The organism is Elusimicrobia bacterium HGW-Elusimicrobia-1 (assembly GCA_002841695.1).
In the GTDB taxonomy this organism is placed as follows: Bacteria; Elusimicrobiota; Endomicrobiia; order PHAN01; family PHAN01; genus PHAN01.
Map to the genome: position 1 here is coordinate 1 of PHAN01000009.1, position 24,997 is coordinate 24,997.

18 protein-coding genes are annotated in these 24,997 nt (G+C 53.2%); 4 read left to right on the forward strand and 14 right to left on the reverse strand.

Features of this window, described 5'->3' with window-relative positions; all coding sequences use genetic code 11:
* On the reverse strand, positions 1-181 hold a 181-nt coding region (locus tag CVU77_05965; GenBank protein PKN01225.1), incomplete at its 3' end, for a hypothetical protein.
* 130 nt (positions 182-311) lie between these two features.
* Here CVU77_05965 and CVU77_05970 point away from each other — a divergent pair.
* Entirely contained in the window at positions 312-2,348 is a 2,037-nt protein-coding gene (locus CVU77_05970) for a hypothetical protein (GenBank protein PKN01226.1), read from the forward strand.
* 87 nt (positions 2,349-2,435) lie between these two features.
* Here the strand turns inward: CVU77_05970 and CVU77_05975 are convergent, their stop codons facing one another.
* From CVU77_05975 to CVU77_06030, 12 genes are all read right to left on the reverse strand, one after another.
* Positions 2,436-3,545 carry a tRNA 2-thiouridine(34) synthase MnmA gene (locus tag CVU77_05975; GenBank protein ID PKN01227.1) on the reverse strand — a complete coding sequence of 370 codons (1,110 nt, stop codon included), beginning with the start codon at positions 3,543-3,545 and terminating at the stop codon, positions 2,436-2,438.
* Positions 3,542-5,362 carry a hypothetical protein gene (locus CVU77_05980; protein ID PKN01228.1) on the reverse strand — a complete coding sequence of 607 codons (1,821 nt, stop codon included), beginning with the start codon at positions 5,360-5,362 and terminating at the stop codon, positions 3,542-3,544. The genes CVU77_05975 and CVU77_05980 overlap by 4 nt, the downstream gene beginning before the upstream one ends.
* Positions 5,359-6,561, reverse strand: coding sequence for a cysteine desulfurase NifS (locus CVU77_05985; GenBank protein PKN01229.1), 1,203 nt, complete (start codon positions 6,559-6,561; stop codon positions 5,359-5,361). The genes CVU77_05980 and CVU77_05985 overlap by 4 nt, the downstream gene beginning before the upstream one ends.
* Positions 6,562-6,717: 156 nt before the next feature.
* Entirely contained in the window at positions 6,718-7,467 is a 750-nt protein-coding gene (locus CVU77_05990) for a phosphoribosylaminoimidazolesuccinocarboxamide synthase (GenBank protein PKN01230.1), read from the reverse strand.
* A 76-nt stretch (positions 7,468-7,543) separates the two neighbouring features.
* Complete coding sequence (locus CVU77_05995; protein ID PKN01231.1) at positions 7,544-8,866, reverse strand: glutamine synthetase; 1,323 nt, start codon at positions 8,864-8,866, stop codon at positions 7,544-7,546.
* 110 nt (positions 8,867-8,976) lie between these two features.
* Entirely contained in the window at positions 8,977-9,879 is a 903-nt protein-coding gene (locus CVU77_06000; protein ID PKN01232.1) for a hypothetical protein, read from the reverse strand.
* 3 nt (positions 9,880-9,882) lie between these two features.
* A complete protein-coding gene (locus tag CVU77_06005; protein ID PKN01233.1) occupies positions 9,883-11,055 on the reverse strand; it encodes a hypothetical protein in 1,173 nt (390 codons plus the stop codon).
* Positions 11,052-11,807: a glycosyltransferase gene (locus CVU77_06010; protein ID PKN01234.1), complete on the reverse strand. Its 756-nt coding sequence runs from the start codon at positions 11,805-11,807 to the stop codon at positions 11,052-11,054. The genes CVU77_06005 and CVU77_06010 overlap by 4 nt, the downstream gene beginning before the upstream one ends.
* 37 nt (positions 11,808-11,844) lie before the next feature.
* Positions 11,845-15,297: a hypothetical protein gene (locus tag CVU77_06015; protein ID PKN01235.1), complete on the reverse strand. Its 3,453-nt coding sequence runs from the start codon at positions 15,295-15,297 to the stop codon at positions 11,845-11,847.
* A 145-nt stretch (positions 15,298-15,442) separates the two neighbouring features.
* Positions 15,443-16,384, reverse strand: coding sequence for a hypothetical protein (locus CVU77_06020; protein ID PKN01236.1), 942 nt, complete (start codon positions 16,382-16,384; stop codon positions 15,443-15,445).
* Positions 16,385-16,398: 14 nt separating this feature from the next.
* On the reverse strand, positions 16,399-16,644 hold the full coding sequence (locus CVU77_06025) for a hypothetical protein (GenBank protein ID PKN01237.1): 246 nt from the start codon (positions 16,642-16,644) through the stop codon (positions 16,399-16,401).
* On the reverse strand, positions 16,617-17,015 hold the full coding sequence (locus tag CVU77_06030) for a hypothetical protein (GenBank protein PKN01238.1): 399 nt from the start codon (positions 17,013-17,015) through the stop codon (positions 16,617-16,619). Before CVU77_06030 ends, CVU77_06025 begins: the two co-directional genes overlap by 28 nt.
* Before the next feature lie 608 nt (positions 17,016-17,623).
* On the opposite strand from CVU77_06030, the gene CVU77_06035 reads away from it, so the two are divergent.
* The 3 genes from CVU77_06035 (at position 17,624) to CVU77_06045 (ending at position 23,663) form a co-directional block, all read left to right on the forward strand.
* Positions 17,624-18,733 (forward strand): AAA family ATPase, encoded by a 1,110-nt coding sequence (locus tag CVU77_06035; protein ID PKN01239.1) that lies wholly within the window; start codon positions 17,624-17,626, stop codon positions 18,731-18,733.
* 564 nt (positions 18,734-19,297) lie between these two features.
* Positions 19,298-20,755, forward strand: a complete 1,458-nt coding sequence (locus CVU77_06040; protein PKN01240.1) for a hypothetical protein — start codon at positions 19,298-19,300, stop codon at positions 20,753-20,755.
* A gap of 214 nt (positions 20,756-20,969) precedes the next feature.
* A complete protein-coding gene (locus CVU77_06045) occupies positions 20,970-23,663 on the forward strand; it encodes a hypothetical protein (GenBank protein ID PKN01241.1) in 2,694 nt (897 codons plus the stop codon).
* A 228-nt stretch (positions 23,664-23,891) separates the two neighbouring features.
* Here CVU77_06045 and CVU77_06050 read toward each other — a convergent pair whose 3' ends face one another.
* Positions 23,892-24,929 carry a DUF1016 domain-containing protein gene (locus CVU77_06050; protein ID PKN01242.1) on the reverse strand — a complete coding sequence of 346 codons (1,038 nt, stop codon included), beginning with the start codon at positions 24,927-24,929 and terminating at the stop codon, positions 23,892-23,894.
* Positions 24,930-24,997 lie beyond the last annotated feature (68 nt).

A 24,997-nucleotide genomic window follows, 5' to 3' on the forward strand; every position in this document is an offset into this window, starting at 1 on the left:
CCAAGGCGGAATTCCAGACGGAAAACTTTACTTCGTATGCGCCGCTTAGAGGTATGCCGTTTTTGTCGGTGAGGCGGCCTTGAAGGTTCATCAGGCGGGGGACGGAGGCAAAAGAGACATTCACCAAAAATATCAAAACAACCGTCGAAAGGAACGACTTACAAAGGGAAATCGGCGCCATATTACCCCCTGCTATGCTGTTTGATCCACACTTTAGCATATACACAAATTTACCGCTGAAGTCAAGTTTTTATTAAGAGGCATCGAAACAAGACCGCCGCCCGCCGGTTTTTTGATAAAATACTCGTAATATGAATAAAATAGTCGCTTCGGCGGCGGTTTTTCTTGCGGTTACCGCCCTCTATGTTCGGGGGTTATCGCCGACGATAACATCGGACGATTCCGGAGAACTCGCGGGGGTCGCCCATACGCTGGGCGTGGCTCACTCTCCGGGCTATCCCGTTTATTCTCTGACGGGCGGGGCGGCCAAGACGCTGTTGCCTCTCGCAAATCCGGCTTACAGAGCGAATCTTGTGTCGGCGATTTCATCGGCGGCGGGTGTGACTGCTGCTTTTTTCTTTTTTGCGGCGGTATCGGGTTCCTCGGCGGCGGGATTCTGGGCCGCGCTTGCGCTGGGAGCATCCGCGCTTTTTTACGGAACAGCAACGGTTACGGAAGTTTACGGGCTGTCGATTTTTTTCTCGGCGGCGATGCTGTGGGCTCTGTCGTCGGGGATGGAAGCGGGCAAAAAACTCCGGCTGGCGTTTTTCGTATGGGGATTGTCTTTCGTGTCGCATTATATAGCGGCGTTCTGGCTGCCCGCGATTTTTTATTTCGCGTGGAAGGAAAAGCGGGTTGCCACGAGGGACATAGCATCATACGCGTTTTTCGGCGCGCTCGGAATGACTCCTTTGCTATTGATACCCGTAAGAGCCGCCGCGGGAGCCGTATACTCGTGGGAGGACCCGTCCACGGCGGCGCGGTTTCTCGACGTGGTTTTGCGTTCCAGATACGGCGCGGCCAAGCTGGCGCAGGGCGAAATGAATTTGCTCGACATTTCGCCGTGGATTCCGAAACTCCGATTTCTCGTCTCTGAACTCATCTCGTCTTTTTCGCCTGCCGGATTTCTGACCGGCTGCGCGGGACTGCTTTTAAGTTTCATCGTCAAAAAAAATAAAACGTCCGACGGAAAAGATAAAAAAACCGCGGGCGGCGGAATATTTCTTTTTCTTCTTTTTATCGGAGCGGGGCCGGCCTTTCTGGCGGCCGCAAACGTGGGCGTGGACAGAAACTCGTCGGCGCTGCTGTCGAGATTTCTTTACCTTGCGGGAATAGCGTGGTGCACTTATATCGCAATAGCGCTGGCGCGCCTCAAAGACGCGCGCGTCATCGCCGCGGCGGGGATTATTCTGACGGCGGCGGCGGTAAACGGGTCGGCCGTAAAAAACTCGTCAAGATATCATTTTACCTTCTACGATTACGCCTGCAACCTGCTTAAAAACACTCCGCCGGATTCTCTGGTCATATTCGACCGCGCGGATGAAATGGAATTTTGCGTGAGTTATCTTTTGCGAATCGCGGGAAAACGTCCCGACATCGATTTTCTCGACGCAAACGCGGGTGTTTCCAAAAGCGTTTATGGCGTCGATTACTATAAAATATGGGGCGCGGGGCGTCTTGCGCTCAGAAATAAAATCGAATCGGCTCTGATAGAAAACGCTTCCGCAGGCGGCAGGCGGGTTGTTTACGCCACATTCCTGCCGGCGCAGACCGTCACGCCTAAAACGCCGCGCGGACTTCTGCATATTTCGCGGGGCGAAAAAATTCCGGCGGTATTTCCCGACGAGATTTTCGTCCTGCGGCCTCCTGAAAAAGAAATCCGCAGCGAGGGAATTTATGCGAGTCACTTTTTGATTTTAGGAGATTATTACGCGGCGGCGGGCGACGCCAAACGGGCGGCAAGAAACTTCAAAACGGCTTTTTGGCTCGACAACCCGGGCGCGTACCACCGTCTGGGATACTTTTATTTTGAGCGGGGCGATTACTCCGCGGCGGCCGATACTTTCGGAAAACTTTTGCGGTTTTATCCGCGGGACGCCGACGCGCGGCTGAATCTGGGCGTGATATCCGAGAAATTCGGACGGCTCGACGAGGCGGAAATATTTTATCGGGAGGCCGCAATAGTCGAGCCGTCGAACGCGAGGGCGCACTACAATTTGGGCGCTTTGGAGTGGAAGAGAAGCAGATGGCGCGAAGCGGCGAAGGCATTCGGGCGGGCGGCATCCATAGAGCCGTCGAACGAGGAGTACCGAAGGTTTGCCGTCGAGGCGGCGGCGAAAAGTAAGTGATTAGTGGTTAGTGATTAGTATTTTTCTGCTGTGCCCCAATCACCAGCCATTCGCCACTGCTTTTTTGCTTTTACTAACCACTAATCACTAACCACTAACCACTGCTTTTATAATTCCACCGCCGATGATTTTATCTCCCTTGTAAAATACCGCCGACTGGCCGGGTGTCACTCCGAACGCGGGTGTTTCCAATTCTATTTTCAGTTTATCCCCTATGCGGGTCACGCGGCCTTTCATTTCTGCGGAGAGATAGCGGATTTTCACCCCGTATTCAGCGGGAAGTTTTTCGCCGGGCGCGTGCAGCAGCCAGTCGCCGACGGCAAACGTCTTCGAGAGCGCGCTTGGGCGCGGCCCCACCGTAACGCGCCTCGACGAAGGGTCGATATTCAGTACATACAACCGCTCTTTGGCCGCCACGCCTGCGCCGGAACGCTGTCCGACGGTAAATCTGAATATCCCTTCGTGACGTCCCAGGACTTTGCCGCTTTCATCGACGATGTCTCCCGCCGCCGAGGCGGACTTTTCTCCCGACGGAAACCCGCTCCGGCATACGCCTGCCAAAAATTTCTTGTAATCGCCGCCCGCGAAACACGCGTCGCGGCTTTCTTTTTTTTCGGCGACGCTCAGACCCGCGTCGAGGGCTATGCGGCGTACGGCGGATTTTTTGAGCCCGCCTATCGGAAACATCGCGGAAGCCAGCCGCATCGGAAGCACCCGCCACAGAAAATACGTCTGGTCGCGGGAAGGGTCGGCGGCCTTTGTCAAAAGTAATGTTTTGTTTTTTCCGCGTCCGGCGAAGGATGTCCGCGCGTAGTGCCCCGTGGCAAGATAATCAAATCCGAGCGAAACGGCCTTGTCGACGAGGGCGCCGAACTTTATGGTTTCGTTGCAGACCACGCACGGATTGGGAGTCCGTCCCGCCAGATATTCGGCGACGAAATAATCCGCGACTTCGCGCTTGAAGACATCGGAGAAGTTGAAGACGTAGTGGCGTATGCCCAACCTGCGGCAAACCGCCGCGGCGTCGGAAACGTCGTCGAGAGAACAGCAGCCGGAGCGATGTTTGTCGTCGGAGGCGCTCCAGAGCCGCATTGTGGCGCCGACCACTTCGTATCCGGCTTTTTGAGCCAGCAGGGCGGCGACGGAACTGTCTACTCCGCCCGACATCGCCGCCAGAACCTTTATATTTTTTTTCATCGCCGGTAATTCCCCGCCCGCCTCGACGGCGACACGCTGTCACAGCGCCCCAGCTGCCCCGCAAGCCACGGCGCGGCTTCGCACGCGGCGCGCACGGCCGCAAGAGCTCCGTTCATTTCGGCGGCGATTTGTCCTGAAATCGGCGAGGTCGCCGACAAGCGGACGTCTTTCGCCGCTACGCGATAGTAAACGAATATCGGCGCGCCGCCGGAGCTGATTTCGCCGAGCGCAAACGCGCGCGGATATATTTTCAGGAACGCTTTCTCGACGGCGGCGTCGGCCGCAGACATCCGCGACATCATATAAATCATATCCTTCCGAGGAGGAGACAAAAACTCAAAATCCGCCGAAGAAACATAACATCCGAAACGTGATTTCCACACGGTTTCGGCAAGAAATGTCACGGCCGGATTCGTATAAAAACTCATGGGCGCCGCGACGTCTCCCGAGGCCGTGAAACCGCCCGCGTTTTTTAGCGCTTCTATCTGCCACGAACCGAAAGCCTGGCGCGTTACGGCGGAGTCCGCCCAGACAGAAAAATAATTTCTCAACTCGCCGAAAGCCAAAAAAACCAGAAAAGCCGCAACTAAATATTTCGCCGACTTTTTACGCGGCCATCCGCGGTAAACCGCAGCCGCAAAGTATCCACAGAGAATAAAAACCGGCGGCTGAAGCCCTATGGTTCTTAAAGCGTGGGGCGCTTCCGACGAAAATATCGACGGAATACCCATGATAGCCGCCCAGCCGATAAGAAATCCGCCCGGATTCCCGTGCTCAAAACTTGGCCCGAAGTTTTTGCCGCAGGGCGGGCCGATAATCATATTTTTTACGGCAAGAAAAAAACCGCCCGCGAAAAGCGCGAACAGCGGCAGCGAAAACATAGGATATCCCGGGATATTGTGACGGGGATTGGCGTCGCCCTCCACACCGAACATAAGAGCGACTTTGACAAGATTTGCCGCCGCAGATCCCGTGTCCAAAACCTCGCGGGCTCGCGCCGCAAAAAACTCAGGGTGATGTATAAAGTGAATCCAGAGCGGCGCGCTCGCCATCGCCATAGCCGCAAACGCCGTCGCCGCGCCGCGCGAAATGTATTCCGCGCCGGTTTTTCCGCCGGCAACCGCCTGTCGCCGCCAACGAATCAGAAACGCCAAAACCGCCGCAACCGGAACGAGTCGGGCCGGCAAATAAGTATAAAATCCCAAGCCCAGAAAAAGTCCCGACAGGGCAAAATCCCGTTGCGCGCGCGTCCGGAAAGCCCTGAATAAAAAGTAGAAAGCAAAAACCGATACCGCCGGAAGCAATATCCCCTGGAAGGCGATGCGGCTAAAATTGATATGCCATCGACAGAAAGCCGCGACAAACGCGGCGACAAACGCCGCAAAACGCGCAAAATCGTCGACGGACTCGGGCGGACGGACTTCAGACGGCGGGCGCGGCCGCCTGAAAATCTCAAACGTCAGAAGAAATATCCCCGCGACCGTCAATGCTCCGGCCAAACCCGCCACAAGCCGCAGGGAAAATACGGACGCGCCGAAGATTTTGAAACTCACAGCCGCAAGATACGCGTACATCGCGTCGACGCCCCAAAGCCGGTTGAAATAAGCGGGGCGGTCGCTCCCGTCGACGATGTCCGACGCGCACAAGCCATAAACGCCCTCGTCGAGATAAAATCCCGGCGGGATGCCGTCGAGATTCCATACTCTTGCCCCAAGCGCGGCCGCAAAAACCGCGGCCACGGCGACGCCGTAGAGACAGCGGCCGCTCAGGCGGGATGTTTTCCCGACGGACGCGGGCGCTCTTGAAGATGATTTCATTTTGATTTGTACAGAGGCGAGATGGCCCGGAGTTTTTTCACCGCCGGCGGGAGTATGGCCAGAACATTGTCGACTTCCCGCTCGGTGTTAAACTTTCCCAGCGAAAATCTTATGGATCCGCGCGCCAGAGCCGGCGGACAGCCGATGGCCGTAATAACGTGACTGGGGTCCGTCGAGCCGGAGGCGCAGGCCGAGCCCGTGGAAACGCAAACGCCTTCCATATCGAGAGCCACGACCAGCGACTCGCCGTCCAGATAATCGAAGGCCGCGTTCAGCGTGCCGGCCAGCCGCTCCGAGGGATGTCCATTGACTCGAACGTCGGATATGGCCGAGAGTATGCCGCTTTCGAGTTTTTGCCGCAGCGAAAGAATTTTCGCGCCGTCTTGGGCCGCCGAGGCAACGCCGAGTTCAAGCGCCCGCGCCATTGCGACGGCTCCGGCCACGTTCTCCGTCGACGCGCGGCGATTGCCTTCGTGATGGCCTCCGTGCAGAAGCGGATGGAAATCCGCGCCCGAGGAAGCGTATAGACATCCGACGCCTTTGGGGCCGTAAAATTTATGCGCCGAAACGCTTAAAAAATCGACTCCCATTTTTTGGACGTTTATGTCGATTTTTCCCGCCGATTGCACGGCGTCGACGTGATAGAGCGCCCGCGGCTTGGATGCGGCCTCGCGGCGGCGGTTTGCGTTTTTGAGCAACCGGCCGATTTCTTCGACGGGCTCTATGGTTCCTATCTCGTTATTGGCGTGCATAACGCTCACCATCACGGTAGTGTCGCGCAATGATTTTTCCACATCTGCGGGGTCAACGAGTCCGTGCGTGTCCACAGGCAAATACGTAATTTCAAATCCGTGCTCGCGGGACAGATACTCGCAGGTATTTAACACTGCGTGATGCTCGACGAGCGTGGTTATTATGTGATTTCCGCGCGAGCGATTGGCAAACGCCGCGCCTTTTATGGCGGTATTATCGGATTCGGTTCCGGAGGCGGTAAAGACGATTTCGGACGACTTAGCGGCGCCCAGAAGACTCGCGATTTTTTCCCGCGATTCTTCAAGAGCGGCTTTGGCTTCCTGCCCCGCGGAGTGCACGCTCGACGGATTACCGCACAGCGTGCGGGCGGTGACGGCCATAAGTTCTATGACTTCGGGAATGGCGAAAGTGGTTGCGTTATTGTCGAAATATATGCGTTTTTTCATACTTGCGGAATTCCAAACTCTCAGATTCTGTCATTCCCGCGAAAGCGGGAATCCAGATAAAATAATGGATTCCCGATAAAAACATTCGGGAACGACGAACGGAGAAAGGAAATTTTTAACAACCAAAATAAAGTCATTGTCCGAATTATATCACAATTATCCGGACTTGGCCAAAGGAATGCCCAGCGCCTTGCAAACTTCAAAATGACAGAGCAGACGCCGCCCCTTAAAAAACCTCGCGGTATCGCAGGAAAAATCGTCTATCAGAAGAAGTCGGGAAGGCGCGCGCGACGACGATTTGCCGCCGAACCGTCTGCCGAATTCCGCCTTAAAATCCACAAGTTCTATTCCGGCCCGACGGCACGGAGCGCGGGCGACGCGATTCATTTTAAGCATCGCGGAGCGTATCGCGGCGAGTTCGCGGGAAGTTGCGTGACTCAGAATCTGTTTTGAATCAAGAAGAGGGTCGTCGAGCATATCGGATTTAAGCGTGTATTCAACAACCGGACGTCCGAACGCCTCAAGCGCCCTGACCCGTCTTTTTGCTCCGCGCGACAGATAACTGCCCCACGCGCGGTTGCGGCAAATAAACTCGACGCCGATTCGCCGCGTTTTTTCGACGACAACGTCCGTCCGCGACGGCCTCCCTCGAAAATGCGTCGGAATCCCGCCCGCTTCGAATTTCTTAAAAAAATATTCGCACATCGCGGCGGAAGCCGCGCCTTTGCCGGCGCGCGTGCCGACCACTTCGTTTCCGCCGGAATCGGGCCGGCCCGCACGTCCCAGCAGATTATCCTTGAATCTCAAAAGAAGAAAGCGTCGTCCGCGGCTTGCAAATGCCGCGACGTCCTTGGTTTTTCCCCTGTAAGAAAAAACCGGACGGGCGGGGGCGGCAGGATTTTTCATATGGCGCCTATGAAAACAAAAGAGGCGAGCATCGCGCCCGCCCCTCTTATTCGTATTTAATATCAACCGCGAAGCATCAAAGCACCGCGAGATATTTTTTAATCTCGTACTCGGTGACCTGAGTGCGGTACATATCCCACTCTATCTTTTTGTTTTCTATGAGTTTGCCGAACACGTGATCGCCCAGAGTTTTTTTGAGCAGTTCCGATTTTTCGGCGGCCTCGATTGCCTCTATGAGCGAACCCGGAAGGGTTTTTATTCCCTCTTTTTCCCTTTCATCCTCGGTAAGATGGAAAATATCTTTTTCGATGGGTTCGGGCATCGGGTATTTGTTACGGACGCCTTCAAGACCGGCGGCAAGCATTATCGCAAACGACAGATACGGATTGCAGGCCGGATCGGGGAAACGAAGTTCAATCCTGGTGGCCATTTCCTTGCCGGGCTTGTACATCGGAACGCGCACCAGCGCCGAGCGGTTTCTGCGCGCCCAGGAAATATAAGCCGGCGCCTCGAATCCGGGAACAAGCCGTTTGTAGGAATTGACCCACTGATTGGTGACTATGCACATCTCCGGAACGTGTTTAAGCACGCCCGCGATGAAATGCTTTGCCATCTCGGAGAGATGATATTTGTCCTTCGCCTCGTAGAACGCGTTTCTTTCCCCGGAAAACAGGGACATATGCGTGTGCATTCCTGAACCGTTGACGGACGCAAGCGGCTTGGGCATAAAAGACGCGTAGAGGCCTTTTGAGTAGGCCACCTGTTTTACCACGACTTTATATGTCATTACCGTGTCAGCCATTTTGAGCGCCTCGTCGTAACGCAAATCAATTTCGTGCTGCGACGGAGCCACTTCGTGGTGCGAATACTCCACTTTGATGCCCATTTTTTCAAGTATCAGTATCGTCTCGCGCCTCAAATCGCGCGCCACGTCCAGGGGCACCGTGTCGAAGTAACCGCCCTCGTCGATAATTTCGGGGGCATTGTCGGATTTGAAATAGAAGTATTCAAGCTCCGGTCCCACAAAATAGCCGAATCCCTGTTTTTTGAGTTCCGCCAGATTTTTTTTGAGTATATAACGCGGGTCGCCTTCGTACGGGGTGCCGTCGGGATTGAGGATGTCGCAAATCATTCTGGCCGAGCCCTCGCCTTCGGGACGCCACGGCATAATGGTGAATGTGGCGGGATCGGGTTTTGCTATGAGGTCCGACTCGAATATCCGGGCAAAGCCCTCTATCGACGAGCCGTCGAAACCCATTCCTTCCGCCATTGCGCCTTCGAGTTCCCTGGGCGTAATGCTGAACGATTTAAGTTTGCCCAGAATGTCGACGAACCACAAGTTGATAAACTTGATGTTTTTTTCTTTGACGATTTTCAATACTTCTTCGGCTGTATACATTGTATTTTCTCCTTAAAAAAAGAAAAATCCTCAAACTCCGTCGTCGGTATTTGCCCGCTTCGGTATTGAGGACGTCGGCGTCCGTTCTGTCGTCGGGCAGTATATCAAAATCACTTTATCTTGTCAAGGATTGACGGGTCGCTCTTCCATCTTCTGTGCAGCCAGAACCAATGGTCGGGCCTCATACGCACAAAATCTTCAAGACGGCGGGTGTAGTTTTGCGTAAATATTTTAACGGCTTCCTCCGTCGGAAGGCCTTCCGGCGGACGCTCGACTTCGGCGAAATATATTTTGAAACGGCCGTCGTCTCCGCGGATTATGAAACCCGTAACGAGAGGAGCGCCCGTCTTCAGGGCGAACGTCGCGGGGCCTTTGGGCGTGGAAGCCGGCTTGCCGAAAAACTCCACGAAAACGCCGTGTTCTCTTGCGTCCTGGTCGGAAAGCATACACACTATCTCGCCGGATTTAAGAGCCCTCAACACATTTTTGAGCGCCATCTCAAGAGGAATTATTTTAACGCCCTTGCCGAGACGAAGATTATTCAGCATACGGTCGGCAGGAGCGTTTTCCTGTTTGCCGACGAGCAAATTGACGGTGATATACTTATTCAGAGCCGCGCCCATCAGTTCCCAGTTGCCGAAGTGTCCCGAAATGAATACGGCGCCGCGCTTTTCGGAAGCGAGTTTCTTTATCAGGCCGAGACCTTCTATGTCCACGAGATTATTGATATCATCGACGGAAAGATTGGGAAAATACACAAGTTCCGACATGGACACCATAAATTGAATATAGGAATCTCGGGCGATTTTAACGGCTTCCGCCGGAGAAATCGCGGGGAACGCCGCGGCGACTCTTCCGATGACTTCTTCCCTGCGAATTCTTAAAACGCTCCAGGCGAAAATACCGAGCCATCGGCCGAATAATCTGGCGCCGGACAAAGGAAACAGCAATATCGCCTCGGACACGACGCGCAAAAGAATATACAATGAGTAATAGAATATTTTTTTAGGCATAATTTATTTCCGCCGCGCGGAACTCCGCCTTGTAAGAACGTCGGCCAGACGCGAATATTCTATATCTATGGCTTTGTCCGGACAGAGTTCGTGGCAGCACATACACTCGATACAGAGAGATTTATCGACGACAAGACGGTCTTTTTCAAAAAAAATCGCCTTTGCGGGACAGGTGTTGTAACAGATACGGCAGCGGGTGCAGACATCGGCGTCGATGCGCGGTTTCGCCCAGAATATTTTTTTAACCAGCGGCCCGAGGAATCGCGGCACCATCCTGATCTTCCAGTTCGACGGTTTTTTGAAATCGCCAATTATGAAATCTTCGAGGCGCCCGTCGCCGACAATCTCTATGCGGCTAAGGTCCGCCGTGCCCAGCCCCAGACGGGCGCACGCCTTGAGCGTGTGGTCGCGCAACGGGTCGAAACCCATTATCGCGGCCATTACGGCGTCGACGGCCACGGAATCGGCGCCCATGATTATAAGACCCGTGCGACGCTGCTCGCCGGCCGAGGGACCTTCGCCCTCCATAGACACAATGGCGTCGACTATGGAGAAACGGGGCTTCACTATCAGCGTTATGTCGGCCAGAAGCTCCGCGAAATCGTCGGGGTGCACGGCCATAAAATGGTAGTGCGCTTTTCTTAAACCCGGCACGCATCCGTAGAGATTTTTTATGGCTCCCGTAAAGAGCATAAGCGTGTGGGTTTTCATTTTGGGAAGCGAAACGAGCGCGTCCGCGTCGAGCGCGGCCTTGGCGATGTCGATGGTTTTTATTCTTTTGTTGCGGGGATTTTGCGATTCAAACGGCACGGAGCCGGTTTTTTCAAATATGACTTTATAGAGATTCTCCGACTCGCATACCGCGCCTATTCCGGTTTCGTTCCACACGCGGCCCGTGCCGGACACGGCTCCGCCGGGAGAATCTCCGGCGGAAATTTCCGTAGTGATTTTTTTGAAAACCCTCGAAACGGCTCTCAGAAATTCCGGATGAGTTGTGACGGCGACGTCGGGTTTTTTGGCGGAGAGCATATTCGGTTTAAGCAGCACGCTCTCGCCGGCCCGGAAGAACGCGGAAATCCCGCCCAGAACGTCAAAGCCCCTCTCGACGGCGGCCGCGACGCGGCCGGCATCGTAATCGGGACATCTTATGATTGCCACTTGCGAAATTTTTTTCATTGTGTTTTAGCTACGAGCGTCATTTTCATCCTGATTATTTCCGCGACGAACAAAGGCAATCTTGCGATGCGGACGAAACGTCGCGGCTCGGACATCAGCCGCCAGAGCCATTCGGCGCCCAAACCGCGGAAAATCGCCGGCGCGCGGCGGAGTCGTCCGGAAAGAACATCGAAAGATCCTCCCACGCCGACGGCAAGGCGCACGCTGGACAGAAGATGCTTGTTGCGGGCTATCCAATATTCCTGCCGCGGCGAGCCGAGACCGGCCAGAAGGATTGTAGCGCCGGAGGCGGCTATTTCGCGGGCTATGCCGGCGGACTCGGCGTCGTCGAAAAAACCATCGCGGAAACCGGCTATGCGCAAGGGCGGGAAACGCGCCGAAACGGCGCGGGAGGCGGATTCGGCCACGCCGGGCCGTCCGCCCAGAAAGTAAAATGCGGCGCGCGAAGAGGGCGCCAAAGAGGAGTCCGAAGCAAAAAGCGCATCGAGCATGTCTATTCCGGCAAGCGGCGATATCTTAAGATTATACAAAAACTTCGCCGCCCACTTTATGCCCGAAGATTCGGCCAAAAGCAAATCCGCCGAGCGCAGGATCGCGGCAAAATCAGGGTCGGCAAGAGCGTCGAGATACATCAGGGGGTTGAAGGTGACCAGGTGAACCGGCCGCGACGACGTCGAAACGGCGCCGGCGCGCGCCATAATTTCGTCGGATGTGAGGGATTCCAACTCGAAACCGCCGATCTTCAAGCGCATAACCGCGATGGCTCCGTCCGCACGCGAATGCCCGACGTCACGCCGAAATCGCTTCGCCCGCGGCACGCTCGAACTTCATGGAGATGGCCTTTGACACGCCGAATTCCTCCATTGTTATTCCGTATATGACATCGGCGCGAAGCATGGTGCGCTTGTTGTGGGTGATGATAAGAAACTGCGAGCGGTCGGTAAACGTCGACAGGAGGTTCAGGAAACGCTCGACGTTGGCTTCGTCCAGAGGCGCGTCGGCTTCGTCCAGCAGGCAGAACGGAGCCGGCCTGACCAGATAAAACGCAAACAGCAGCGCGACGGCCGTCAGCGCCTTTTCGCCGCCCGACAGAGAAATGCTCTTGGTGGTCTTGCCCGGGGGGCGCGCAATAATTTCGACGCCGCTGTCGAGTATGTTGTCGGGGTCGGTAAGAACGAGGTCGCCCTGTCCGCCTTCAAACAATTTCGCAAAAACGTTTTGGAAGTTTTCGCGCACGCGGACAAATGTCTGGGTGAGCTGCTCTTTGGTGGTCTTGTTGATTTTCTGAATTATTTCTTCAAGGTCGGATTTGGCCTTATCAAGGTCGTTTTTCTGGGCGAGTATGAATTCGTATTTTTTGTTCAGTGCCTCGTATTCTTCCGGCGCGGCGAGGTTGACGGCGCCCAGTATTTCGATGCGCTTCTTAAGTTTCGCCATTTCTTCGGCGTCCAGCAGCGAATCGGTTACCATCTGCCTGGCGGATACCTCGTTGGTCTCGTATTCTTCCGAGAGCCGCGAAAGCGACGCTTCCACTCCCACGGTAAGCGTTCTTATCTCCATCTCAAGTTTGTGTATCTCGTCGTTGATTTCGTCTTTTTCCGACGAGAACTTGCGAATCTCGTCTTCAAGCGCGTCGAGACGGCGCCGGGCTTCTTCTTTTTTGGCGAAAACACCCGACAGCGCGACGTCGAGCGTCTCTTTTTGGGCGCGGGAAGTCGAGAGCGCTTCGATTTCGGACGCTTTTAGTTTTTCGTGTCCGGATATTTCCGTTTTCCAGGATTCCATCTCCCTTATATTCTGTTCGACGGAAGATGATATCATTCGGGTCTGTTCGGATACGGATTCCATTCTGGATTTCAGCGATTCGATTTTGGGTTCAAGCGTGTAGAGTTCCGCGCGGACGGCCTCATACTCGGATCTGCGGCGCCCGGCATCAGGGAGTATCTGAGCGATTCTTGCGCCGACACCGGCCAGAGCTTTTTTCAATTCCTCGTCGGAAGCTTTTATTTGACGCGATTTCTCGTCGAGAGCCGCTATGCGCCCGCGCGATTCGGATATTTCACGTTCCGCAAGGGCTATCTCGCCGCGCAGCGTGACTACAAAATCACCGCGCTCGGCGGACATTTTCTCCATCTGGCGCGCTTCGCCGGCGAGCCATTCCACGCGGGCGGAACGGGTTTTCAGCTCGGATTCAAGGACGTTTTTTTCGTCTTCGGCGCGGGACGCTTCCAGAGATTTGGTTTCCATCCGTGCGGCGACGGCCGACAGATTGGAACGCTCGGCGGACAAATTGTCAACACGGTTTTTTACCAGCACAAGGGTATCGCCCGCGGACGACGGATTTTTCGCGCCGCCGCGCACGACGGCTTTTGAAAATATTACGCCGTCGGAATGGCGGGTGTCGGCCAGAAGATACCTTAATATATTGATGTCCGACGGACGGGCGCAAACGGCGCCTTCAAGCAGAGATTCATCCCACGCGGCGGCGGCGGGGATTTCGGCTTCCACCACGAAAGACAGGGCGCTGAGGCCTTCGCGTTTAAGGAAATCCACGGCTTCAAGCGCCGTCTCCCGCGTACGGACAGGGACGTAAAGAGCTTTTTCGCCCAATGCCCTGAGAATTATTTCCTTCGATTGTTCGGGCGCATCAAAAATATTTATGACCGCCTCGCCTATTTCCCCGGAGCGCACGCCCGACGCCTTGAGGGCTTTTATCGACGACAATGTCGGATCGCTTTCCTCGAAACGCCGCATCGCGGCGATTTCGCCTTCGAGCACCGAAACGGCCTGCGACGCCTCGGCCGCGCGCGTTCTGAGAGCGGCCAGATCCTCGGATGCCGCCGTTGAAGCGGCTGCGGCCTCGGAGAATTTGGCATCGAGAGCTTTGGTTTCCGACTCGAAAGATATTTTCTGCTCTTCCTTGGCTTTAAGCGCGGCTGATGTTTCCCGCGCGGCGGCTTCGGCTTCCTGGAGTTCCTTGCGGACCCTGTCGAGACGGCTTTGGGCGTGATCCAAATCGGACTCAAGACGGGTTTTCTCCGACGATGTTTCCATCATCAGCGGCATCTGCGCGAAAATTTTGGACGATGCGGCCTGTTCCTCTTTTTTGAGTTCGTCGAGACGCGAAGATACGATGTTATGCTCGTTTGAGGCCGTTTCGTGTCGGGCTTTTACGTCGGTGGCGGCGGTTTCAAGCGGTTCGAGTTCGGCCTGCAGCGTTTGGAGCTCGCCGGCGAGGCGGACGGAATCGGCGGTGAGCCGCTCGTTTTCTTCCTTGCGTGAGGATATTCTTTCGGCCGCGGAACGCGCCATGTCGTCGGCCTGGGATATGCGCGAATCGGCGAGTTCCATCCGCGAGGAAAGTTTGGATATTTCTTCCTGACGGGAAATTATCTCTTTGTCCGTCTCGGCGATTTCGGATTTTATCTTTTCCGTCTCGGCCAGAATCCCGCCGGAATCGGCGATGTTTCTTTCTCTTTTTTCTATAAGGGGGTCAAGACCGGCTTTGAGCGTCAGGTTTTGGGCGCGGGAGGCGTCGATTCCGGACAATAAATGCGAAAGCTCCGCGCGGCGGAGTTCGTCTTTTAATTTCTGATGCTGTTTGGCCTTGCGGGCCGCCGACTCCAGCGACCTTACCTGTTCCTCGTGCAGAATGAGCACGTCGTTGATTCTGGATATATCCTGCCGGACGCGCTCAAGTTTTCTTAACGCCTCTTCTTTGCGGAATTTATATTTGGAAATTCCGGCGGCCTCTTCTATGAGTTCTCTTCTCTGCTCGGGCTTGGATTCAATGATAAACTCGACTTTCCTTTGCTCGACTATGGAATATCCGTCGGCGCCTATGCCGGTGCCGGCAAAAAGGTCTCTTATGTCCTTGAGACGGCAGGGAGATTTATTGATGAAATATTCGCCGTCGCCGGAGCGGTAAAGTTTGCGGCCTACGGTAACTTCGGTAAAATCGATGGGGAGGGTTCCGTCGGTGTTTTCAAAAGTAATGTTGACTTCGGCCATACCCAGAGCCGGACGGCGGTTCTCGGTGCCGTTAAAGATTACATCGGTCATTTGGGAAGTGCGCAGCGACTTGGCGCTCTGCTCTCCCAACACCCATTTTATGGCGTCGGAAACATTGGATTTTCCGCAGCCGTTGGGGCCTACTATTACGGAAATGCCGGGTCCGAATTCGAGTTTGATTTTTTCGGCGAATGATTTGAATCCTACGGCTTCCAGAGATCTAAGGTACATTATTTCCTTCCTCGACTTTCAACAACCGCAGTTTCAAACCTGCGTTCGGGAAAACGCCTTGTCGTGTATTCCATATTTTACCGGATTTTATCATATAAGCGCGGGTATTGTCAAGTAAGTGTGGAGACGGATAACTACCTCCATCCTATTCTTTAACGCGGATTTCGTATTTGGAAACCATCTTGGCGGGATGATAAGACATTTTGGCCTTGCGGAGGTTGGCAAGACCGAGGTCCTCTTCCTTATTAATATATGTATACCCCATCTCAACGGCCCTTTGAGCGGACAGGCGGGACATTGTCTGATAGGAGCCCGCAAAAGACGTGTCGGCTTTTTCCAGATGCATAACCAAAGTATCGCGGTTCAGCCGCTCGCCGACCGAAAAAGCCGCGACTTCGCCTCCGACAAAAATCGCGCATCCGCAAAGATTCAGCGCGCCGAAGTTTTCAAGAAGCTCGCGCGCAGCGGCGTCCTCGTCGAGTATGGATTCGGGGGCGTCATAAAGCTTCATCCCCTTCCATTTTTTCTGCAGCCCAAGACAAATTCCGGCCGTCGCGGCATCCAGAAGACGATACTCGAAAGCATGGTTTTTTTTGAACCTGTTGACGAAATTGCGCTTGGATTGATAGCGGTCGCCGGCCAAATCGGCCAAATCGCGGGACCGGTACACATAGTCGAAATATTCCCTCTGGGGCAGAATGTCCGCGACATCGCCGGCAATACGGCGGGTAGCGTCGGCGAGATACTGCGCCGCGCAGATCATCCGCATTTTTTTTCCTTTCAGGGCAAGAAGCGCGTCAACGCACGCGCGAGCGGTTGATTCAGGCGAAACGGCGGTCATTCCCGACGGAACCGGCGGAAAAAGAAAATCCGCGCCCGAAATCCTTCCCCTTATAAGAATATGTCCGCCGAACCGCGACAGCCCCAGAACAAGCGGGTTTCTCCACGAGTAAAGGTATCCGAAGCAAAACTCGGATGTCTCCGGATTAAGCGCGGCATAGGCATCGTCAAAAATCTTTTTATGCCCCTGCGATAACGGCGTGAAAGCCGGAAAATGTGGCACGTTCTTGTTATCGGATAATGACATTATTTATATATTTTCTATCTTATGAGTATACGCCGGCCACTGCCTGAATAGTTGATAAACACAGTTTTGGTTTCGGTGAAAAAATTTAATCCTTCCTCTTCCATTTCGCGGTCGCCGTAACTGGTGGATTTAGTCCCTCCGAACGGAAGCTGCGCCTCGCCGCCGACGGTCGGTTCATTGACATGAGCCATCCCTATTTCAATATTTTCGATATACTTCATGGCATTGGCGATTATCGACCGACGGACCGAGTGTGACATCTCGGTCCAGCCCGTAACCGGATTTTATTCGTCCGACTTTTTCGATAAGTCCCTTGATAAATTCTTCTTTCACCTTTTTGTGCACCAGAACCCTGCTCGCGCGTCATGACTTTGGCTATATTTTCGGCTTCTCTTTTGGCTATTTCGGCGACTTTCAAGAGATAGCGCCCCCTTTCCGGAGCGGGCACATCTTTCCACGCTTTGTAGGCGTTTTGGGCCGCTGAAACGGCGTCGAGAATATCGTTTTCTCCCGCCGCCGGGAATTCCGATATAACATCCATGATATTTGCGGGGTTCACATTTTTTATTGTTTTGTCCGACCCGGGCCGAACCCATTTACCGTTGATAAAACTTCCTGTCCGCATTTTCATTCCTCCTGTGAAAATATCCGGCGCGAATCCCCAAGTTTCTTAACGGTGTTAATACAAGATATTTGAGGAATCTTGCTAGCGTAAATTGCCCGCCCCGCGGAAAAACTAAAAAACATCCCCGTTCATTCATTTGACGAGGACGGCATTTTTTTAATATAATCGCTTAACTTTAACCGAACACGGGCAGGTGGCGGAGCGGTTAATCGCACCAGACTGTAAAAGCGGCCCCGCCGACGAAAAATCTCAGACGAAAAAGTGAAATCACCGACGACAAACGGTGATTTTTTTATTTGTATGACTTTGTGCCAATTTGGCCGAATTTGGATGCTGAATGGACACTTTTTGGACACTTTCGGCGTCCCGCGAAAGCGCCTTTTTTCGCACCGGAGTTTCAGCGCGGCGCGGAGTTGTAACAGCGGAATTTTAGTCCCGCGCCCAGGATTTAGTATAGCATTTTGGACACTTTTTGGACACCGGCGGGCGCCGCTGTTTTGGACATCGGCGGGCGCGCTTTTTGGGGCCGCCGCGCGCCTCTATTTTGGACAGTCGTCAAAAATACACGCTTGTAAATTTGACATGTGGTTAAAATACTTGTATAATCCCATATTATGAAAAGATACCTTTTTGAACAGATAAAAACGGACATAAAGAAAAAGATGGTTTTTCTGGGTGGTCCGCGTCAGGTCGGCAAGACCACCCTCGCGCTCGATATTCTGGGCGACAAGCGCGGCTATCTCAACTGGGACGCGCCCGAGCACAGGGAGAAAATATTAAAGCGCGAGCTCCCGTCCGGCGATACGCTGGTCTTCGACGAAATACACAAATACAAGTCCTGGAGAAATTATCTCAAAGGTCTTTACGACCTCCGCCGCGGGAAAACAAAAATACTCGTCACCGGAAGCGCGCGGCTCGATTTTTACCGCTTCGGCGGGGATTCCCTTCAGGGGCGGTATCACTTTTTGCGTCTTCACCCTTTGTCCGTCGGAGAACTCGGAATCAAAACGCAAAAAGATTTTATGGAACTCCTTGAACTCGGCGGATTTCCCGAGCCGTTTTTAAGCAACTCGCGGGTAGACGCGAAACGCTGGTCCCGCGAATACAGAACCCGTCTCATCAGGGATGACCTTATGTCGCTTGAGCGTGTTCAGGATGTCGGCAATCTGGAACTCTTGATGCTCCGCCTGCCGGAACTCGTCGGCAGCCCTCTTTCATTAAACGCCCTGCGCGAGGACTTGCAGGTAAGTCATAAAGTTTTATCCAAGTGGATGGATATTCTTGAACGTTTGTACGCGGTCTTTCGCGTTATGCCTCTGGGCAGCCCCAAAATCCGCGCCGTGAAAAAAGAGCGCAAGCATTATCATTTTGATTGGTCGTTGGTTCCGGCTCTGCCGCAACGTTTTGAAAATCTCGTGGCATCTCATCTATTAAAAATGGTTCATTTCGAAGAGGACACTAAAGGCCGCGATATGGAACTGCGCTATTTCAGGGATGTCGATGGGCAGGAAGTTGATTTTGTCGTGACGGAAAATAAGAAACCCGTTTCATTTGTGGAATGCAAATGGTCGGACGATGACGTGAGTAAATCCCTCATCTATTTGAAAAGAAAGTTTCCGAATGTCCCCGCGTGGCAGATCCACGCCGCGGGCAAGCGCGATTATCAGACGGCGGAGGGGATACGCGTCGCCCCGGCTTTGACATACCTTCGAGATTTGATATAGACGGAATTACTGCCGTTTCGCTCACTCGGGGAATCGGTGGGATTTCCGGGGATTTTGAATTGAATCGCGGACGCTCTTCTTCTTGACTTGCAGCGGCGGCAAGTTATTTAATGTCAACTAAAGTGGACAATCGTCCATTAAAAATGACATTGACGGCGGGATTGCGATCCCGCGTTTGAAATTTAGCGCGGCATTTTCTTTTTGACTTTGTAGTCCATCGTAATATGTTTTAACGGTGCTGGTGAGGCAAACTCAAGGCACTCGTTGGTTATCAAGTGTAAATACTTGATGCCTGGCGAGTGCTTTTTTTTATTTACCGTCGTTGCTTTTGTCCGAAAATATCCCGAAGGGATACGCCAAAAATCTTTGTCCTTTGTATTTAGGCTTATTCTAAGTGTTTAAACTAAAAGCTTGTACTAAAAGCTTACAGGAATTCGAATGTGTTGAAAAATCAGAGCGAACTCGTATGCGAAAGTGGCAAAAAGTGACATATGCGGTGGCAAAAAGTGACATGTCCGGTGGCATAGGGTGACATATCAAGTGGCAAAAAGTGACATATCCGATATGACGCGAGAATCGAAGCAGGAGATTATAAAAGTCGAGGGCAACTTCATCGAGCTGTTCCCCGCTCGCTTTGAACGGGCGCGGTCTCGCCGCAGCCGTCCGGACTCTCCGGTGGAAACCATAATCACGCCCAACGGCAAAATCACCGTCAACCACCACAGCCGACTTTTCAGCGCATTCGATATGGATGTGATGCTCGCGGCTTTTGCTCTTGCGTATCGTCACACTGAACGCCGATTCCAGGCGGTATTAGCCGACTTCGCCCGCGTTATGCGGCTCAACCCCTTCGGCAAGAATCTGGTCAAAATCCGCGAATCGCTGAACGAACTCGCGCTGACCCCGGCGGAGTTCGTCGAGTCGTGGCGGGACAACAAAAACCGGCGGTACACAAGCGAGGCGGTTACATCGTTCATCGCTTATCGGCTGGTTGCCCGCCGGGAAATCGTCGAGTCCAAACTCAGCCCGAAGGAAATACGGGACGGCTCGTGGATTGCCATACCGGATCTTTTTTACGATAGTATCGACGGCGGTTATTTCAAGTATATTGACACCGAAGTTTATTTTTCGCTCCCGTCGGGATTGAGTCGCGCCGCATTTTTGTATCTTGAAAAACGGCTGGGGTTGAAAAATTATTACGAAGAAAATATCGGCTCGGCTCTCGCGAACATCATCAAGCGCCCGGCAAAGCCTCAGGACATAAAGGACTTCAAACGGCGCACACTGCCAAAACTCTCCGGCGTATTTCATTTCGACAAAACCAAACTTGATAATGGGACGCTCGTCATTGCCCGCCAGCTTTCGTTTCGCAGCGCGTCGCCGGGAACAGCGACCACAGCGGCGGCGGAAGCGGCGACAGAGGAGAAAGCAGATGCGGCGGCAACGGCGACAACGGCAGCTGTCTCGGTGGGAGCGGCTGCGGAAACGACAGCGGTTGCGGGCGCGGCGGCAGCTGCGGAAACGGCAGCGATTGCGGATGCGGCGGCGGTTGGGATTGGGGCGACGATTGCGACCGTGGCGGCTACGGCGATGGCGGCGGCGGAAGTGTCGGCGACGATTGCGACCGTGGCGGCGACAGCAGACGGAGATTTTACCCCCCGCACCGCGATGGGCGTCTCAGCCGATTTGCCAAGTAACCCCGCGACGCCGAGCATCCGGGGCGATGCTCGTCCAGTCCGGCCATCACTCCCTAAAAACCTCGCCGCTCACAGCGACACAGCCCAAGTTTCACAACCGCGCGTGGCCCCGCCGCCCCGCAAAAAACTCACATCTCACGGCGAGTATGTTTTGGAAAGGGCGTGTATATTTTGTAACCGCGACGACGATTATTTCAAGAACGTCATCAAGAAATACATCTTCATTTTGGGGTCGGACCTTGTTGACGGGGCAATAGGCGATACCCGCGACGCCGACGCCGAATCAAAGGACAGGTATCTCATTCATCTTCTTAAAAATATGTAGCAATCCATGAAGGCGCGAGAGCCGGAAATATTGGCTTGACCTGACACGGCGCCGCTTATATTTTGTCAGTATTTTTGTTATGCACCATTGCACAATGTGCTTCCGCTAAATTTCCGCGTCAATGTCCGCGCTTTCAGTTTCGTGTAATTCCGCTTGGCACAGGGTCGCGGCAGCGCAAAAATTATCACCGGCTTCATAAGGAGCGACAATCGCAATGCTTACTTCGATGAAACTCTCCGGCAACATAGAAGACATCATGGCCTATCACTGCCGCGAAGAGAACTACTACTTCAAACAGGGCCGCGACCTGGTGGACGAGCTGGCCGACAAAGGCATCAAAGCGCGCAGCGAGGAGGCCTTGAGTTACGTCCTCGTGCGCGGCAAACTCTGCGAGCGGCTGGGCTTTACGGACGGCCAGAAGATAAGCGAAATTGACTTTGAGAACCTCTTGGCTGGGCGAAATTCTCGCGGCGATAAAATCGCCCGCGCTCACAAATGCCACGGCATAGACCTGACCTTCTCTGCGCCGAAATCGGTAAGCATAGCCGGGCTGGTGCTCCATGATGGAACGCAACGGGCTGTAATGTACGCGCACCAGAAATCCGTTGAAGACACGATGAGGGAGATAGAAAAACGCGCCTACGGCCGGCTCACTTCGAACACGAAAGACCACACCGGCAAAATGGTCTGGGCCGAGGTACAGGACGGCTATAGCCGCGAGAGAGACCCCCACCTTCACACCCACTGCGTGGTGATGAACCTCACCGAAGTCGGCGACAAGGTCGTGGCTTTAGACGGCAGAGAAATTATGAAGCGCGACTTCAACCAACTATTCGGCGCGCTCTACCGACAGCGACTGTCCGAGCGACTTTACAAGGATCACGGTTACGAAATTGACTACGCCAAAAACGGCGAGTGGCGACTTAGGAAAGTGCCGCGCGAACTTGAGGAGAAGTTTTCCAAGCGTCGGCAACAGATACTCGACGCGGAAAGCGAAGGACTACGCGGTATTGACGCCTGGCGCAAGACCCGCAAGGACAAAGACAACAAGGCCGACAAGGCCGCCGTCCTCGCCAGTTGGCAGAAAACACTCGCCGAGTTCAACCATGCCCGGAAGACCAAACCGGCCGACCGGCAAGACGGCGCGGCGTGGCGCAGAGACTGGAGCCAGAAAGCGGTTTACAGCGTCGAGGCCGAGCAGGAACGGGGAGGCGACAGGGAAAATGCGAGTAACAAAAAAAAGTGGCAGCTCGCCCTGAGACGCGCCACGCAAAACGAGGCGACGACGACAAAAGAGACGTTGCTCCATCAGTTTGTTTGTGAACAGATGCGCGACGAGAAATGGAACTCCACGACCTGCGAGCGCGTCGTCGTCGAACTCGATGAACAAGTAAAGCAGGGCAACATCATCGAAGTTGACGGACACTACACATCTTGGGAAATGGCGCGTAGTGAGCGGGAGTATATTTCATTTGCGGACGATAAAAGCGAGACGGTCATTTCCGCGCCGAGGGAAAAAATCATCGATTGGGAGAAAGAACAGGCGCGTAAACTCTCCCCGATACAAAAAGAGGCGGTGGCTGGAATTTTATCAAGCCGTGAGCGGTTGGTCGTTGTTCAAGGCGACGCGGGAGCAGGCAAGACCACGACGCTAAAAGCCGTCGCCGATATTTACAAAAACGAGGGCTTTGAAGTTATCGGACTTTGTATGCAGGGCGTCGCCGCACAGAAACTAAAACAAGAAACGGGCGTTGCGGCGTTCACGCTCAAATCTTTTTTCAGCCGCAACCCACGCTCTTTCCGCGAGTCGTCGGGACAGCGTGTGCTAATCTTCGACGAAGCGAGTATGCTTGACAGCCGAAACGCCGCGAAACTATTCCGCTCGGCAAAAGAAAACGGCGATAAAATAATTTTAGTCGGAGACCGCAACCAGTTGGAGTCAATCGCGGCGGGGAGGGCTTTTGAGCGACTCTGTGAAATCAAAGAGCGCAAAGGCCTTTTGATTGAGATGAACGAAAACTTCCGTCAGCGCGACGAGCGGCTGCGCGAAGCCGTTGTCGAGGCCCGAAAAGGCAGGATGAAAAAATCATTAGACATACTTGATAAGCGCGGCGACATTATCGAGATATCAAACAGATTTATCGGCGGAAAGAATAGCGCCGCCGAACGCCGCAGCATTATCGCCAAACAATACGGCAAAGACACATTGATAATCACAGGCACACAACAAGCCAGAGACGAGCTGAACCTTTTAATCAGAACATCTTTGAAATCCGACGGCAACCTGAAAAAAGAAAAATCGTTCGACCTTGCGCGAACCAACCGTGAAGGAATCGACGAACCCCTGAAAATGAATATCGCCGAAGGCGAGTTAATCGTATTCACAAAAAACGAATACAAGAATTACGACGTCAGAAACGGCGAGCGCGCGACGGTCGTAAAACTTCACACATTAAAGCCGCACACCATCACCGTCCGCACAGAAGACGGCCGCGCAATCGACATCGACACAAAAAAATACAAAAACATCGACTACGGCTACGCCCTCACCACCTACAAATCACAGGGTCAGACCTACGACAAAGTAATCGTAGACGCCGACACATCCGGCGCGCCCGCCTTAAACGATATGCGCGCGCAATACGTCAACATCACACGCGCCCGCGACAGCGTAAAAATCTACACCGACGATAAATCCGACCTGAAAGACCTCGCTCGACGGTTAGAGCACAAAAGAGACACGCTCGGCAGAACCGACATTACACTGGAACAGGCGATTGAAAAAGAGGGAACTTTAGAGGCGGGCCTTAAAGCAAGTTACCAGAGCGAGCGGGAACTGACAAATGATGAGTCCGAAACCAAAAGCGCTGGGAGAGGGCGTGGGCGGGGGTTTGTGAGGAGGATATGACAGTAAATATTCCTCCCCATAACATACAAAATTCAGCGGCGCTTGGCGAGTATCTCTCTGGCAAGCTGTCTGCTCGTTCCGGCCGCTTCCCTTTTTCTGACGCCGTCGGCATGGTAATGGATATACCAGATTTTCCCCCTTTTGTAGAGCCCTCTTTCTTTTGTGTTATTCATAAAGACCCCCGTTGCAGAACGACCGTACTTTTGAAACCAATGCGTCGGTTATCGCTCATCCTTTTTCTGATTTCAATTCCCGTAGTATCGGTGTCTTCAGTGATTGCGCATCGGGAAGCTTGCCCTTAAATTCTTTGGGCAATTTTTTTGTGATGTAATACTCGGCCACGCCCAGCGGCTTTTTGACGCTACGCAAGGCGTATTCCACGACGATATCGTCTTTATCCGCGCACAGGATAATTCCTATCGGCGGGTTCTCATCTTTTAATCTCGTTTGTTCATCCAACAGGTGCAGATAAAAATCCATTTTCCCTGCATATTCGGGTTCAAACTTTCCGGTTTTAAGCTCAATCGCCACAAGGCATTTGAGAATACGGTTGAAAAACAAAAGGTCAACGAAATATTCGTTGTTCCCCAAGACAAGCCTGTATTGGTTACCGATGAAAGAAAATCCTTTGCCAAGCTCAAGCATAAACCGCTTAATCTTGTCCACCAAGCGCTTTTCTAATTCTCGTTCCAAGACCTCTTTTGTGATGCCAAGAAAATCAAGATTATAAACACTTCTCACGGCTTCATCCGCCTGTTCAGCAAGATACACCGGCAAGACATTAGGAAAATTATGGGTTTTCTGCCTAAGGCTTAATTTATAAGCGCCGGCTTTTATCTGATTGAGAAGCACGTTTCTTGACCAACCCATGTCGCGGGAAGATCTGATATAATATTCCCGTTCTTTATCGCCATCGACCTTTTCCATAATCAACAAATTATGTCCCCATGGAATTTCTGCAACAGCTTGTTGCAGAAATGGCTTATCCTTGTATTCCTCATAAAATCTGCGCATATTCCAAACGTTTCTCTCTGAGAATCCGGGCGATTCCGGAAATACCGCTTTCAAATCACGGGCAAGCAACTCAACTATAGCATCTCCCCACTTATACTTTTTTTGCCGTTCCGCAATCGTTTTACCGATGTCCCAATATAAAAGTATAAGTTCTTTGCTGACCGACCGAATCGCCTGAATCCGCGCCGTAACAATCCGCGATTTTATTTCGTTCAAAAAAATAACGTATTCTTTGCCTGTTATATTTTTCATTTGGACTTCAATAACTTTCTCTTTTGTCTCGGGACTGATTTGATGATTATACCTGTTTTTTCAAAAAT

Bases quoted from the DNA above. Each gene is read 5' to 3' on its own strand.
- CVU77_05970 (PKN01226.1), top strand. From the start codon at position 312: ATGAATAAAATAGTCGCTTCGGCGGCGGTTTTTCTTGCGGTTACCGCC.
- CVU77_05975 (PKN01227.1), bottom strand. From the start codon at position 3,545: ATGAAAAAAAATATAAAGGTTCTGGCGGCGATGTCGGGCGGAGTAGAC.
- CVU77_05980 (PKN01228.1), bottom strand. From the start codon at position 5,362: ATGAAATCATCTTCAAGAGCGCCCGCGTCCGTCGGGAAAACATCCCGC.
- CVU77_05985 (PKN01229.1), bottom strand. From the start codon at position 6,561: ATGAAAAAACGCATATATTTCGACAATAACGCAACCACTTTCGCCATT.
- CVU77_05990 (PKN01230.1), bottom strand. From the start codon at position 7,467: ATGAAAAATCCTGCCGCCCCCGCCCGTCCGGTTTTTTCTTACAGGGGA.
- CVU77_05995 (PKN01231.1), bottom strand. From the start codon at position 8,866: ATGTATACAGCCGAAGAAGTATTGAAAATCGTCAAAGAAAAAAACATC.
- CVU77_06000 (PKN01232.1), bottom strand. From the start codon at position 9,879: ATGCCTAAAAAAATATTCTATTACTCATTGTATATTCTTTTGCGCGTC.
- CVU77_06005 (PKN01233.1), bottom strand. From the start codon at position 11,055: ATGAAAAAAATTTCGCAAGTGGCAATCATAAGATGTCCCGATTACGAT.
- CVU77_06010 (PKN01234.1), bottom strand. From the start codon at position 11,807: ATGCGCTTGAAGATCGGCGGTTTCGAGTTGGAATCCCTCACATCCGAC.
- CVU77_06015 (PKN01235.1), bottom strand. From the start codon at position 15,297: ATGTACCTTAGATCTCTGGAAGCCGTAGGATTCAAATCATTCGCCGAA.
- CVU77_06020 (PKN01236.1), bottom strand. From the start codon at position 16,384: ATGTCATTATCCGATAACAAGAACGTGCCACATTTTCCGGCTTTCACG.
- CVU77_06025 (PKN01237.1), bottom strand. From the start codon at position 16,644: ATGTCACACTCGGTCCGTCGGTCGATAATCGCCAATGCCATGAAGTAT.
- CVU77_06030 (PKN01238.1), bottom strand. From the start codon at position 17,015: ATGAAAATGCGGACAGGAAGTTTTATCAACGGTAAATGGGTTCGGCCC.
- CVU77_06035 (PKN01239.1), top strand. From the start codon at position 17,624: ATGAAAAGATACCTTTTTGAACAGATAAAAACGGACATAAAGAAAAAG.
- CVU77_06040 (PKN01240.1), top strand. From the start codon at position 19,298: ATGACGCGAGAATCGAAGCAGGAGATTATAAAAGTCGAGGGCAACTTC.
- CVU77_06045 (PKN01241.1), top strand. From the start codon at position 20,970: ATGCTTACTTCGATGAAACTCTCCGGCAACATAGAAGACATCATGGCC.
- CVU77_06050 (PKN01242.1), bottom strand. From the start codon at position 24,929: ATGAAAAATATAACAGGCAAAGAATACGTTATTTTTTTGAACGAAATA.